The following is a 13,924-nucleotide window of genomic DNA, read 5'->3' on the forward strand; positions in this document are numbered from 1 at the left end:
AAGTGGATAGCAGGAATAGCTCCTAAAAAATCTAATACTGATTTGTGGCCAATAAAACCAATGTACAAGCAATTTCTACCTTAATATCATTTAATTGTAATAATTGGTAAAACTCTGGATTTTCGGTTCCAGGATTAAAAATTATGCGTTTTGGTTTTGCCTCTACTATATAATTGTAGTAATCTCGTTGGCGTGCTGGGTTTAGATATAAGGTAACTGTATCGATATTTTTAAGAGGTATTGCCTTAGTCTGAATTTTAATTCCGGCAACTTCACCAGCATTTTGACCAATGGCAAGAACCGAATGCCCTTTCTCTACAAGCATTGTTATTGCCTTAAAGGCATATCTTTCAGGTTTTGTGGAAGCCCCAAGAACTAATGTTTTTTTATTTTTCATTATGCAAAAGTACAAAAAAGGAATTGTTTAATTATTTATTCTCTTGGCAAGAAAATTTCAGCCATCATGCATCTAGCACTTCCCCCGCCACAAGCTTCAATTGTATCCAGACTCGAACTTAAAATGGTTACATGTTCCTCAATTTGCGCAATTTGTTTCTTGGTAAGACTTTTATGTGCAGAAGTACTCATCACTAAAAACCTTCTGTCATCTGATCCTTTTACCTCAAGCATGTTGCCCGCAAAATTGTTGACTTGGTCTTCCGTAATTAGTATTACTTCTTTTTCATCTCCTTTTAGACTCTCTAAAACCATTTTACGTTCTTTTTTATCATCGATAGAATCTGCACAAATTACAGCAAAGGTTTCTCCAACACACATCATTACATTGGTGTGATAAATAAGTTTCCGTTCCCCATTTACAGTTTGAAATGCTTCAAAAATGACTGGTGTGTATTCAAAATCTTCGCAAAATTCGATGAATAATTCTTCATCAGCACGTGGCGAAAGCGCACAATATGCCTTGTCGTTTTCTCTGTCTAATACGATACTTCCAGTTCCCTCCAAAAAATAACCATCTTCTTCGGCAGAAGTATAATCCATGATTTCGTTAACCACAAATCCCTCATCTTCAAGAATATCCAGAATTTCTTCACGACGTTCTTCGCGACGATTTTCGGCAAACATTGGATATAATGCCACATCCCCATCTTCATGAAAGGATATCCAATTGTTTGGAAAAATACTATCTGGCGTATCAGGTTCTAGAGTATCTTCCACAACCGTTACATCAACACCTACAACTCGAAGTTTACTGACAAAAGCGTCAAATTCTTCCTGTGCTTTAGCATTTACAGTAGTTGGAGATAAATTATCAATTACTTTTTGGTAATAATTATTTACGGCCGTTTGTTCATTCATTCGGAATGCTACCGGACGAATCATTAAAATGGAATTTGTTGTTTGTGCCATGATTTGTTTTTTTTATTGCGTAGAGACGTTGCAATACAACGTCTCTACGCAAAATTAATCTCTAATTAACGGTAAGGTAGAACATCTTAAAAGCCCCTCTTGTTTTGCAATTTCGGCATACGGAATTTCTTCTACAACAAAACCATTTTTACGCAGCCAGTTATTCAATCGGGTGAAATTTCTTTCGGAAACCACCACATTGGGTGCTATTGAAAAAACATTGGAATTCATGTGATACATTTCATCCCTAGTAATATGAAACAGGTTTTCTTTCCCAAAAAGGTTTACTAAAAACATATAATCGGCTTCTTCACGAAAACCCCTTTTGTAAATAATTCCTTTGGTATCCCCAACTGGTTGAAAACAACAATCCAAATGCAACGCATTATCCCGAGCTTCAATTTTAGATTTTACCAAATCAAAATCTTTCACTATTTTATTAGGAAATAATTCTTTTATAAAATTTACGCCGGCCGTGTTGGTTCTTGCCGTGATGTAATCTTTATAATCACTCCCTTTATAGGTTCCTATAAAAATGTAATCATTCCACAACATGACGTCGCCACCTTCAACATGAACTTCTTCTGGTGGACGAACTATTTTTTTGGGATCAATTTGATCTAATACGTATTGAATTGCCGCTAGCTCTCTCTCTCTATCGGGAAGGATATTTGCTTTGATAAAGATATCATCAATGACAAATCCTATGTCACGGGCAAAAATTTGGTTGTAATTTTCTATCGTTTCAGGTCTAAAAACAGTAACATCATATTTTTGAAACACTTGATAAAAGGCTTCCATTTCTTTAACCATATCTTTCTCTACCGGATATGTTCCAGCTAATATATGCTCTAACGACTTAGGGTCATAAGCTTCTTCAATATTGGGAGTTGGCCCATTACTGACTGCCGTACCTAGCACAACAGCCCTTAGTCTTGAAGTTTCATTTTTAATATGGAGTGGTAACATAAAATTGTTTAGACTTTTGCCAAAGGTAAAAAAGCTTCTCGATTAGAAGAAGCTTTTTGAATATATATATTTTTGAGGGATTATCTTTTGTCAACTGGAATAAAATCTCTCAATGGATACCCCGTATAAATTTGTCTTGGTCTTCCTATTGGTTCTTTATTGATACGCATTTCTTTCCATTGTGCAATCCAACCTGGCAAACGTCCTATGGCGAACATGACGGTAAACATATCCGTAGGGATTCCTAAGGCTCTATAAATAATTCCAGAATAAAAATCGACATTTGGATACAACTTTCTTGAGATAAAATACTCGTCTACAAGTGCAGCATCTTCTAGTTTTTTGGCAATCGCTAAAATTGGGTCATCGACACCTAAAGTACTCAAAACCTCGTCAGCTGCTTTTTTAATAATTTTGGCTCTTGGATCAAAATTTTTATAAACTCTGTGTCCAAAACCCATTAATCGGAACGGGTCTTCTTTGTCTTTGGCTTTCGCCATATATTTATCTGCATCACCTCCATTTTGGTGAATTTCTTCCAGCATTTCAAGAACTGCTTGGTTGGCACCCCCATGTAAAGGCCCCCAAAGAGCAGAAACTCCAGCTGATATGGACGCAAAAAGTCCCGCATGTGATGAACCAACCATTCGTACCGTAGATGTAGAACAGTTTTGCTCATGATCTGCATGTAGAATAAATAATTTATCTAAAGCATTAATTACTATAGGATCCGGTGTGTAAGGACCTGTAGGCAATTGAAACATAAGATGCATGAAATTTTCTACATATCCTTTGGTATTATCATAATAATTTAAAGGATATCCCATACTTTTTCTATAAGTCCAAGTGGCTATCACTAAAAATTTTCCCATGATCTTGCATACTGATTCATACAATTCCTTTGGGTGATCCGGATTTACTGCTTTAGGATTAAAGGCGGTTAAAGCACTTGTCAAAGCAGACAAAACACCCATTGGATGTGCCGTTTTTGGAAAACCGTCAATGATACTTTTCATTTCTTCGTTTACCAAAGTATATTTTCTAATATCAGTTTCGTATTGTTGTAATTGTTCTGCTGTAGGCAACTCTCCAAAAATCAAAAGATAAGATACTTCAAGAAAATGAGCTTTTTCAGCCAGATCTTCTATTGAATATCCTCTGTAACGCAAAATCCCTTCCTCTCCATCAAGAAAAGTAATTTTACTCAAGCATGAGCCAGAATTTTTATAGCCTGGATCCATTGTGATTGCTCCAGTCAAATCACGTAGTTTGTTAATATCGATTGCCACTTCATTTTCGGTTCCAACGATAATTGGAAACTCATATTTCTTGCCTTCAATTTCTAGTATTGCAGTATTTGACATAGTATAATGGGAGATTTTTCTATTGAAATAATAATTAAACAAATCTATGGAATTTCATCTGAATTAAAAAATGATTTTTATAAGGAAACCATAAATTATTGCAAAAAAAATACCTGACCCCATTTTAAAATAGGGGTCAGGTATTAAATAATTAGAATATTTTAAAACTATTTTATCTTGAATGCTTTTACGCCAGGAAAATAACCGGCTCCTTCTAGTTCCTCTTCAATTCTTAAAAGTTGGTTGTATTTTGCCATACGATCGGAACGGGAAGCAGAACCTGTTTTGATTTGACCACAGTTTAATGCTACCGCTAAATCGGCAATGGTATTGTCTTCTGTCTCTCCTGAACGATGAGACATTACAGAAGTATAACCAGCGTTTTTAGCCATGTTTACCGCAGCAATCGTTTCGGTCAAAGTTCCAATTTGGTTTACTTTTACAAGAATTGAATTAGCAATACCTTTTTCGATTCCTGTTGCCAAACGTTCTACATTAGTTACAAATAAATCATCTCCAACCAATTGTACTTTATTTCCTATTTTGTCCGTCAAGTATTTCCATCCATCCCAGTCATTTTCGTCCATTCCGTCTTCAATAGAAATGATTGGATATTTGGCAGCCAATTCCGCTAAATAATCCGCTTGTTCTTCTGAAGTTCTGATTTTTCCGGTTGCCCCTTCAAATTTAGTGTAATCGTATTTTCCGTCCACGTAAAATTCAGATGAAGCACAATCTAAAGCAACCATGATTTCGTCTCCAAATTTATAACCCGCTTTCTCAACAGCCAATTTGATAGTATCTAAAGCATCTTCAGTTCCTCCTGCAAGATTCGGTGCAAAACCACCTTCGTCTCCAACTGCAGTACTCAAACCTCTGTCATGCAATACTTTTTTCAAGTTATGGAAAATTTCTGTCCCCATTTGCATAGCTTGCGTAAAAGAAGTAGCTTTTACTGGAAAAATCATGAATTCCTGAAATGCGATAGGTGCATCAGAATGAGATCCTCCGTTGATGATATTCATCATAGGAACCGGCAATGTATTGGCAGAAACCCCACCTACGTATCTATATAATGGCAATCCTAATTCATTTGCAGCAGCTTTTGCTACGGCTAATGAAACACCAAGAATAGCGTTTGCACCAAGGTTAGCTTTATTTGGCGTACCATCTAAATCAATCATCACCTGATCAATTTTATTTTGTTCAAAAACTGAAGTACCTAATAATTCTTCCGCAATTTTTGTGTTTACGTTTTCAACCGCTTTAAGAACTCCTCTTCCAAGAAATGCTTTTCCTCCATCACGTAATTCAACAGCTTCATATTTTCCTGTTGATGCTCCAGAAGGAACCGCAGCTCTTCCTAAAACTCCGCTTTCAGTTACTACATCTACTTCAATTGTAGGATTTCCTCTCGAATCAAAAATTTGTCTTGCGTGTACTTTGATAATAATGCTCATATTTAATTATTTTTAAATTTTATGCTATTTATTTTTGTAATACAAATATATTATATCTATTAATAATCATTTAATAAAAACAATTAATGTTATTAACGAAAACGATGTAACCTTTAAAATATTTTTCATATTGAGCTATCCTTTTAGCATCCCTAGGGACAACAATTATACCCCTAAATAACCAAGACCAACATACAACGCTTTAACCTCAAAAATCACCACTTAAGAAAAGTTGATTTCATTAAAAAAAATCAAATAAAAAACCATGATTATCATATATATACATTAAATTTATATTCGTTTTCAAAGACAAAAACCATTTTTTATTAATTCCTTATCATTCAATATTAATTTAAAAATCCTTACACTTTGAAAACGCAAAAAACACAAAACCATTCTGCTATTTCAAACGAAATAATTGAATTACTCAACACTTCCTCTTCCAAACTGGAAACATCCGAAGATCTAGATCCGCTTATGGAATATATAGGTGATGCAAAATATGTATTACTTGGTGAAGCCTCACATGGAACCCACGAATATTACGTCTGGCGAGCAAAAATAACGCAACGGCTCATTCAGGAAAAAGGCTTTTCTTTTGTAGCTGTCGAGGGAGATTGGCCGGACTGCTATCGATTAAATCGATATGCAAAGGGACACTTAGATTCAGGAACTGATATTTACAGCATCTTAAATGAATTTAACCGATGGCCTACCTGGATGTGGGCAAATTGGGAAATTGCAGCTTTCATAGACTGGCTAAAAAATTTCAATGAAAATTTATCTGCTGATAATAGAGTAGGATTTTACGGCTTAGATGTTTACAGTTTTGGCGAATCTATGCAAGCCATCATTCATTATCTGGAAAAAAATGATCCTGTTGCGCTCAAAGCAGCAAAAAAAGCCATGACCTGTTTTGAGAATTTCGGAAAAGACGAAGGGCAAACTTATGCAAGAGCCTCCGCATTTGTTCCTGAACTCTGCGAAAAAGAAGTACTTCATCTGCTTACTGAAATCAGGAATAATATTGCCACCTACAATTCAGATGCCGAAAATGTTTTTAGCACAGAACAAAATGCTTATATCGCACGAAATGCAGAAAAGTATTACCGTGCCATGATAAAAAACGGCCCCGGTTCCTGGAATATCAGAGATCAACATATGGTGGCCACTTTAGAACGGCTTATGAAATTTCATGGCAAAGTAGCTAAAACAATTGTTTGGGAACACAACACCCATATAGGTGATGCCCGGGCTACAAGTATGGCTTCACAAGGAATGATAAACGTGGGACAACTATTGAGAGAGCAATATCAAATAGATGGCGTGGTTACCGTGGGATTCGGATCGTATAAAGGAAGCGTCGTTGCAGGAAGGAGCTGGGGTGAGGCTATGCGAAAAATAACAGTGCCTGAAGCAGAAGAAGGAAGTTGGGAACACAGCTTTCATATTGCAGCAAAAGGAGAAAACCGGTTATTGCTGATGAACAAACTCAATCGTGAAAAATACTTTGATTTACCTATAGGTCATCGAGCCATAGGGGTAGTCTATAATCCGGAGCACGAAAGATTTGGGAATTACGTACCTTCAATTATGCCCAAAAGATACGATGCATTTATTTTTATTGATGAAACAAACGCTTTACATCCTATCCACATTCAAACTGACGAAAAAGAAATTCCCGAAACATATCCTTTTGGAATGTAATAAGTATTAGAAATCTTCTTGAAATCCTTAAAAATGGACAAAAGAAGAAATGACATGCCATCATTCAAAAAAAGTTTTTACTGATAAAGACCAAAGGTTGGTTATCAATTATGTGGGAAGCTTATAATATATACAAAAGTTAAATAATTTAAAAGCCTTCACATTTATATAAATGTGAAGGCTTTTTTAATGATTATAATTTCATGTTTTTTACAAATTGATCAAATAAGTAACTGGAATCATGAGGACCTGGACTTGCTTCCGGATGGTATTGTACGGAGAAACAGTTTTTGTTTTTCATACGCATTCCAGCAACCGTATCGTCGTTAAGATGCAAATGGGTGATTTCCATATTAGCATTTTGCTCCAATTCTTCTTTGTTGACAGCAAAACCGTGATTTTGAGAGGTAATTTCTCCTTTACCACTAATCAGGTTTTTTACCGGATGATTGATCCCGCGATGCCCATTGAACATTTTGTAGGTTGAAACTCCGTTGGCTAAGGCAATTACTTGATGCCCTAAACAAATTCCAAATAACGGCTTATCATTTTTCAAAATCTCTTTAGCTACTTCAATGGCACTAAAAAGCGGGTCGGGATCACCAGGACCGTTTGATAAGAAATAACCGTCCGGATTAAATGCTGCTAAATCCGAATAAGTGGAGTCGTATGGGAAAACTTTAATATAACAGTCTCGTTTAGCGAAGTTTCTAAGGATGTTTGTTTTGATACCCAAATCCAAAGCAGCAATTTTATAGCTCGCATTTTCATCTCCAAAGAAGTAAGGTTGTTTTGTAGAAACTTTGGAAGCTAACTCCAATCCTTTCATTTCAGGCACTTTTGCCAATGCAACTTTAAGTTCTTCAACAGAGGTTCCATCGGTGCAAATAACAGCATTCATGGCACCATTATCTCGAATATAACTAACCAAGGCGCGCGTATCAACATCAGAAATGCAAATCAAATTTTGTTTAATAAAATAGTTTTCCAAGCTTTCTGAAGCATCGGCTCTAGAATAATTGAAACTGAAATTTTTACAAACCAGACCCGATATTTTAATGGAATCCGATTCCACCTCATTGTTGTTTACACCGTAATTCCCAATATGAGGGTTGGTTGCCACCATGATTTGCCCAAAGTAGGATGGATCGGTAAATATTTCCTGATAGCCAGTCATTCCCGTATTAAAACATACTTCACCAAAGGTGGTTCCGGAAATTCCAATAGATTTGCCATGAAAAATGGTTCCGTCACTCAATAATAAAAGGGCTTTTTGTCGTGTTGTGTATTTCATTCGTTGATCTTTAGTGTTTTTTTTAACGGTCTCATGGAACTCGCAAAGCTCGTTTCATTAGCTGTGATTCGTTATGTAGTTGTTGTATTGCGGTTGCAAATTTAATTTAATTTGTGGGCTTATGAAAATATAATTTCTAGAGAAGCCTTAATTTATAGATCAGCCCCGATGGAAGTGGAAATCCTTTTAATTTATAGTTACTGAGACTTCGGCGTGAGCTCAGTAGAACGCTTGTCGAAGGGATTATAAATTAAAAGATTGCAATGTACAGCGGGAATATGATGTATTAAAATACGTTAAATTGTGCTCCTAAAACTAAAAAACAAAAAAAAAGGACAAACTAGTAAAAGTTTATCCTTAAATTTTATTGAATAGTGAAATTCATTATTCAGCTGGTTCAGTAGTTTCAGTTTCGGAAGCTGGTGCTTCTGGAGCTGCTGCTTCAGGAGTTACCGTTTCTTCTTTTTTAGCTTTTCCGCCACGACGGCTTTTAGCTTTTTTAACTTCTTTTTTACCACCGTTGTAAAGTTCGTTGAAATCTACCAATTCGATCATGGCCATATCGGCATTATCTCCTAAACGATTTCCAACTTTGATGATACGCGTGTAACCACCTGGACGATCTCCCACTTTTGCAGCTACGTCTCTGAACAAGTCAGTCACGGCATATTTGCTACGTAAGTAGGCGAAAACGATACGACGGTTGTGAGTTGTATCTTCTTTTGATTTTGTTATAAGCGGCTCAACGAATTGTTTAAGCGCTTTAGCTTTAGCAACAGTAGTATTAATACGTTTGTGCTCGATTAAAGAACAAGCCATATTAGCTAACATAGCTTTCCTATGTCCAGTCTGTCTGCTTAAGTGATTGAATTTTTTTCCGTGTCTCATTGCTATGTTAAATTTAACCCCCGCTTGAAGCGGGGACTGAATTATTCTTTATCTAATTTGTATTTTGCTAAATCCATCCCGAAGTTTAAATTTTTAATAGCAACTAGTTCGTCTAGTTCTGTTAAAGATTTTTTACCGAAATTACGGAATTTCATTAGATCATTTTTATTGAAAGATACTAGATCTCCAAGGGTATCAACTTCAGCAGCTTTCAAACAATTCAATGCTCTTACAGATAAATCCATATCAACAAGTTTTGTTTTAAGCAATTGTCTCATATGCAACGACTCTTCATCATAAGATTCAGTTTGAGCAATTTCGTCAGCTTCAAGTGTGATTCTTTCGTCAGAAAACAACATAAAGTGGTGTATTAACACTTTTGCAGCTTCAGTAAGGGCATCTTTTGGATTGATAGAACCGTCAGTTTTTATTTCAAAAACTAATTTTTCATAATCTGTTTTTTGCTCTACACGGAAATTTTCTATGGCATATTTTACATTTTTAATTGGTGTAAATATGGAATCCGTAAAAATAGTTCCTATTGCTGCGTTTTGTTTTTTGTTCTCTTCTGCAGGAACGTAACCTCTACCTTTCTCGATAGTTAATTCGAGACTTAATTTGATTTTGCTATCTAAATTACAGATGACAAGTTCTGGATTCAAAACTTGGAAACCTGAAATAAATTTTTGAAAATCACCAGCAGTAAGTTGATCTTTACCAGAAACTGAAATAGTAACTGCTTCGTTATCTACATCTTCTATTTGACGTTTGAAACGCACTTGTTTCAAATTCAAAATGATTTCTGTTACGTCTTCAACAACTCCTGAAATAGTAGAAAATTCGTGGTCTACACCTTCAATTCTAACAGAGGTAATTGCGTATCCTTCTAAAGCGGAAAGCATAACTCTTCTAAGTGCATTACCTACGGTCAATCCGTAACCAGGTTCTAAAGGTCTAAATTCAAATTTACCTTCAAAATCGGTTGAATCGATCATGATAACTTTATCGGGCTTCTGAAAATTAAATATTGCCATAATTTCGACTAAGTCAATTATTATTTGTTGTACAATTCGACGATTAGTTGTTCTTTAATGTTTTCAGGAATTTGAAGTCTAGCAGGAACACTTACAAAAGTACCTTGTTTCGTATCGTTATTCCAAGTAATCCACTCATAAACATGACTTGAATTTGATAAAGAACGTTCGATAGCTTCTAAAGATTTAGATTTTTCACGAACACCAACAACATCACCTGGTTTCAAGTGATAAGAAGGAATATTTACATTTTCTCCGTTTACAGTAACGTGACGGTGGGAAACGATTTGACGAGCGCCTCTTCTAGAAGGAGCAATACCCATTCTAAAAACTACATTGTCCAATCTTGCTTCACAAAGTTGTAATAAAACTTCACCAGTAACACCTTTAGTAGCTGATGCTTTTTCGAATAAATTTCTGAATTGTTTCTCTAAAATTCCGTAAGAATATTTAGCTTTTTGCTTTTCCATTAACTGGACAGCATACTCAGATTTTTTTCCTCTTTTTTTAGCCATCCCGTGTTGTCCAGGTGGATAATTTCTTTTTTCGAAGGCTTTGTCATCTCCGAAGATTGCTTCGCCGAATTTACGGGCGATTTTGGTTTTTGGACCAGTATATCTTGCCATTTTAAAAATTTTAAGGTAGCGGTTATGAATTCAGGTCATATCCTCCGATAACCGTATAAACCTACCTAGGTTATACTATAAAAAATTTAGACTCTTCTTCTTTTTGGAGGTCTACATCCATTATGCGGCATTGGGGTAACATCAATGATTTCAGTTACTTCAATCCCACCGTTGTGTAAAGATCTGATAGCAGACTCACGTCCATTACCTGGTCCTTTAACATAAACTTTTACTTTTTTAAGTCCAGCTTCTAACGCCACTTTACTACAATCCTCTGCTGCCATTTGGGCTGCGTATGGAGTATTCTTTTTAGAACCTCTAAAACCCATTTTACCAGCTGATGACCAAGAAATAACTTCACCCTTTTTGTTAGTCAAAGAAATGATGATGTTGTTAAAAGTAGCAGAAATATGAGCTTCTCCCGTTGATTCAACGATAACTTTACGTTTTTTTGCAGTTGCTTTAGCCATATTACTTATTATTTAGTTGCTTTTTTCTTGTTGGCAACAGTTTTTCTTTTTCCTTTTCTTGTTCTAGAGTTGTTCTTAGTTCTTTGTCCTCTTAACGGAAGACCAGACCTATGACGAATCCCTCTGTAACATCCAATATCCATTAAACGTTTGATGTTTAAAGAAACTTCTGAACGTAGTTCACCTTCAATTTTAAAGAAAGATACAGCCTCACGGATTCCTCCTATTTGGTCATCATTCCAATCTTGAACTTTTGTATCTTGGCTTACTTGAGATTTTTCTAAAATCTCAATTGCTCTACTTTTACCAATACCGAAGATATAGGTTAAAGCGATAACTCCTCTTTTGTTTTTCGGGATGTCTACCCCTGCTATTCTTGCCATAACTATCCTTGTCTTTGTTTAAATCTAGGATTCTTTTTGTTGATTACGTATAATCTCCCTTTTCTTCGCACAATTTTGCACTCGGGACTTCTCTTTTTTACTGATGCTCTTACTTTCATTGTGAAATATCTTTAATATCTATAAGTAATTCTTGCTTTTGACAAATCATAAGGGCTCATTTCCAGTTTCACTTTATCACCAGGTAATAACTTGATGTAATGCATACGCATTTTTCCTGAAATATGTGCAATTACAATATGTCCATTTTCTAATTCTACTCGGAACATCGCATTGGATAATGCTTCAATGATGGATCCGTCTTGTTCTATTGCTGATTGTTTAGCCATAAATTAAGCGACTGCTTTTCTGTTTTTACCACTTTTCATCAAACCGTCATAATGCTTGTTTAATAAGTAGGAATTGATTTGTTGAATAGTATCTATTGCAACGCCAACCATAATTATTAATGACGTTCCGCCAAAAAACATTGCCCATGATTGCTGTACATCCATAACACTTACTACTATTGCTGGGAACACAGCTATTAAGGCAAGAAATAATGAACCCGGGAAGGTAATTAATGACATCACTTTATCTAAAAAATCAGAGGTTTCAATTCCTGGTCTAATACCTGGAATAAATCCACCACTTCTCTTTAAATCGTCTGCCATTTTATTAGTAGGAACGGTGATCGCGGTATAGAAAAAAGTAAAGACGACTATTAAAGACGCAAATACAAAATTATACCAAAAACCGAACATATTACTAAAAGAACCCGCGATAGATTGTGATGTTTCAGACTTAGACAAACCTGCTAAAGCAGCCGGAATAAACATAATAGCCTGTGCAAAAATAATAGGCATTACCCCTGATGCGTTTAGCTTTAATGGAATCCATTGTCTGTTTCCGCCCATCATATCTTGTTCAAAATCTCCGGTAGTCGTACGACGAGCATATTGTACAGGTATTTTTCGAACTGCCATTACTAATAACACACAGGCAACAATCACTAATAACCAAACAATAATTTCAATAACCAATAGCATTGGGCCTCCGTTATTATTTGTAACTCTAGTTGTAAATTCTTGAATAAAGGCTTGAGGTAATCTAGCTAAAATACCCACCATAATTAATAGTGAAATCCCGTTTCCAATTCCTTTGTCAGTAATCTTTTCCCCTAACCACATAGCGAATACTGTACCTGTAGTTAAGATTAAAACTGATGAAAACAAGAATGAAAAAGAATCAAATCCTAACAAAAATGCACTGTTGGGTAAAGTACTGTATAAATTATAAATATACCCAGGACCTTGTACAAGCGTAATTGCAATAGTTAACCAACGTGTAATTTGATTAATTTTCTTTCTGCCACTCTCACCATCTTTTTGCAATTTTTGTAGATAAGGAATAGCAATTCCCATTAACTGAACTACAATCGATGCTGAAATGTAAGGCATAATCCCTAGAGCAAAAACAGACGCTTTTGAAAAAGCACCACCTGTAAACATATCAAGAATTGAACCAATACCGTTTTTAGTTTGACCAGCTAAACTGTGCAATTGAGTAGCATCAATACCTGGAAGGGTTACATGAGCACCAAAACGATAAACTAAAAGCAGACCCAATGTGATCAGAATTCTGTTTTTTAATTCTTCGATTTTCCAAACATTGGCTAATGATTCAAAAAATTTCTTCATCGTACTAGAAAAATTATAGTGTTACTACTTCTCCACCAGCAGCTTCAATAGCCGCTTTTGCAGTTGCAGTAAATTTGTGAGCAGATACTTTTAATTTTGCTTTCAATTCTCCTCTTCCTAAAATCTTAACGATTTCATTTTTGGTAGCCAAACGATTAGCTACATAAACTGTCATATCAACAGCCTCCGAAACTATACCATTATCCACTAATAATTGAAGCGTATCTAAATTTACACCTTCGTATTCTTTACGATTGATGTTTGTAAAACCAAACTTAGGCACACGTCTTTGAAGAGGCATTTGACCACCTTCAAAACCAATCTTTTTAGAATAACCAGAACGAGATTTTGCTCCTTTGTGTCCACGTGCAGCGGTACCACCTTTTCCAGAACCTTCTCCTCTACCTAACCTTTTATTTTGATTGTGTGTAGAACCTTCAGCAGGTTGTAAGTTACTTAAATTCATAACGTATTTGTTATTTAGCTTCTTCAACAGAAACTAAGTGTTTAACTTTATTTATCATTCCAAGGATAGTTGGATTTGAATCATGTTCAACAACTTGACCCATTTTACGAAGACCTAAAGCTTCCAAACCTCTTTTTTGAGTAAGAGGACAGTTGATTTTGCTTCTAACTTGTTTTACTAATAATTTAGCCATAATTT

17 protein-coding genes are annotated in these 13,924 nt (G+C 35.5%); 1 reads left to right on the forward strand and 16 read right to left on the reverse strand.

Annotated features, from left to right (window positions below; genetic code table 11):
• Nucleotides 1-31 precede the first annotated feature (31 nt).
• From DB895_RS09015 to eno, 5 genes are all read right to left on the reverse strand, one after another.
• Nucleotides 32-397: a CoA-binding protein gene (locus DB895_RS09015; RefSeq protein WP_116725043.1), complete on the reverse strand. Its 366-nt coding sequence runs from the start codon at nucleotides 395-397 to the stop codon at nucleotides 32-34.
• Nucleotides 398-432: 35 nt separating this feature from the next.
• Nucleotides 433-1,368 (reverse strand): citrulline utilization hydrolase CtlX, encoded by a 936-nt coding sequence (gene ctlX / locus DB895_RS09020; RefSeq protein WP_116725044.1) that lies wholly within the window; start codon nucleotides 1,366-1,368, stop codon nucleotides 433-435.
• 54 nt (nucleotides 1,369-1,422) lie between these two features.
• Nucleotides 1,423-2,337, reverse strand: a complete 915-nt coding sequence (locus DB895_RS09025) for a dimethylarginine dimethylaminohydrolase family protein (protein ID WP_116725045.1) — start codon at nucleotides 2,335-2,337, stop codon at nucleotides 1,423-1,425.
• Nucleotides 2,338-2,417: 80 nt separating this feature from the next.
• Nucleotides 2,418-3,701, reverse strand: a complete 1,284-nt coding sequence (locus DB895_RS09030; protein WP_116725046.1) for a citrate synthase — start codon at nucleotides 3,699-3,701, stop codon at nucleotides 2,418-2,420.
• A gap of 167 nt (nucleotides 3,702-3,868) precedes the next feature.
• Entirely contained in the window at nucleotides 3,869-5,161 is a 1,293-nt protein-coding gene (gene eno, locus DB895_RS09035) for a phosphopyruvate hydratase (RefSeq protein WP_116725047.1), read from the reverse strand.
• Nucleotides 5,162-5,530: 369 nt separating this feature from the next.
• On the opposite strand from eno, the gene DB895_RS09040 reads away from it, so the two are divergent.
• Complete coding sequence (locus tag DB895_RS09040; protein WP_208012153.1) at nucleotides 5,531-6,868, forward strand: erythromycin esterase family protein; 1,338 nt, start codon at nucleotides 5,531-5,533, stop codon at nucleotides 6,866-6,868.
• A 193-nt stretch (nucleotides 6,869-7,061) separates the two neighbouring features.
• On the opposite strand, the gene carA is transcribed toward DB895_RS09040, so the two are convergent.
• The 11 genes from carA to rpmD form a co-directional block, all read right to left on the reverse strand.
• Nucleotides 7,062-8,162 carry a glutamine-hydrolyzing carbamoyl-phosphate synthase small subunit gene (carA, locus tag DB895_RS09045; RefSeq protein WP_116725048.1) on the reverse strand — a complete coding sequence of 367 codons (1,101 nt, stop codon included), beginning with the start codon at nucleotides 8,160-8,162 and terminating at the stop codon, nucleotides 7,062-7,064.
• Nucleotides 8,163-8,546: 384 nt separating this feature from the next.
• Nucleotides 8,547-9,050, reverse strand: coding sequence for a 50S ribosomal protein L17 (gene rplQ, locus DB895_RS09050; protein WP_116725049.1), 504 nt, complete (start codon nucleotides 9,048-9,050; stop codon nucleotides 8,547-8,549).
• 41 nt (nucleotides 9,051-9,091) lie between these two features.
• Nucleotides 9,092-10,084 (reverse strand): DNA-directed RNA polymerase subunit alpha, encoded by a 993-nt coding sequence (locus DB895_RS09055; RefSeq protein ID WP_116725050.1) that lies wholly within the window; start codon nucleotides 10,082-10,084, stop codon nucleotides 9,092-9,094.
• 20 nt (nucleotides 10,085-10,104) lie between these two features.
• Complete coding sequence (gene rpsD / locus DB895_RS09060) at nucleotides 10,105-10,710, reverse strand: 30S ribosomal protein S4 (RefSeq protein WP_116725051.1); 606 nt, start codon at nucleotides 10,708-10,710, stop codon at nucleotides 10,105-10,107.
• Between the two features lie 86 nt (nucleotides 10,711-10,796).
• Complete coding sequence (gene rpsK / locus DB895_RS09065; RefSeq protein ID WP_024981527.1) at nucleotides 10,797-11,180, reverse strand: 30S ribosomal protein S11; 384 nt, start codon at nucleotides 11,178-11,180, stop codon at nucleotides 10,797-10,799.
• A gap of 8 nt (nucleotides 11,181-11,188) precedes the next feature.
• Nucleotides 11,189-11,563, reverse strand: coding sequence for a 30S ribosomal protein S13 (rpsM, locus tag DB895_RS09070; RefSeq protein ID WP_116725052.1), 375 nt, complete (start codon nucleotides 11,561-11,563; stop codon nucleotides 11,189-11,191).
• Between the two features lie 2 nt (nucleotides 11,564-11,565).
• Nucleotides 11,566-11,682, reverse strand: a complete 117-nt coding sequence (gene ykgO / locus DB895_RS09075) for a type B 50S ribosomal protein L36 (RefSeq protein WP_008992256.1) — start codon at nucleotides 11,680-11,682, stop codon at nucleotides 11,566-11,568.
• Between the two features lie 12 nt (nucleotides 11,683-11,694).
• Nucleotides 11,695-11,910: a translation initiation factor IF-1 gene (gene infA, locus DB895_RS09080; protein ID WP_007136545.1), complete on the reverse strand. Its 216-nt coding sequence runs from the start codon at nucleotides 11,908-11,910 to the stop codon at nucleotides 11,695-11,697.
• A gap of 3 nt (nucleotides 11,911-11,913) precedes the next feature.
• A complete protein-coding gene (gene secY, locus DB895_RS09085; protein WP_116725053.1) occupies nucleotides 11,914-13,260 on the reverse strand; it encodes a preprotein translocase subunit SecY in 1,347 nt (448 codons plus the stop codon).
• 13 nt (nucleotides 13,261-13,273) lie between these two features.
• Entirely contained in the window at nucleotides 13,274-13,726 is a 453-nt protein-coding gene (gene rplO / locus DB895_RS09090) for a 50S ribosomal protein L15 (RefSeq protein ID WP_116725054.1), read from the reverse strand.
• Between the two features lie 10 nt (nucleotides 13,727-13,736).
• Nucleotides 13,737-13,919, reverse strand: coding sequence for a 50S ribosomal protein L30 (rpmD, locus tag DB895_RS09095; protein ID WP_027310825.1), 183 nt, complete (start codon nucleotides 13,917-13,919; stop codon nucleotides 13,737-13,739).
• Nucleotides 13,920-13,924: the final 5 nt, after the last annotated feature.

The organism is Flavobacterium psychrotolerans (genome assembly GCF_003097635.1).
Taxonomy (GTDB): Bacteria; Bacteroidota; Bacteroidia; order Flavobacteriales; family Flavobacteriaceae; genus Flavobacterium; species Flavobacterium psychrotolerans.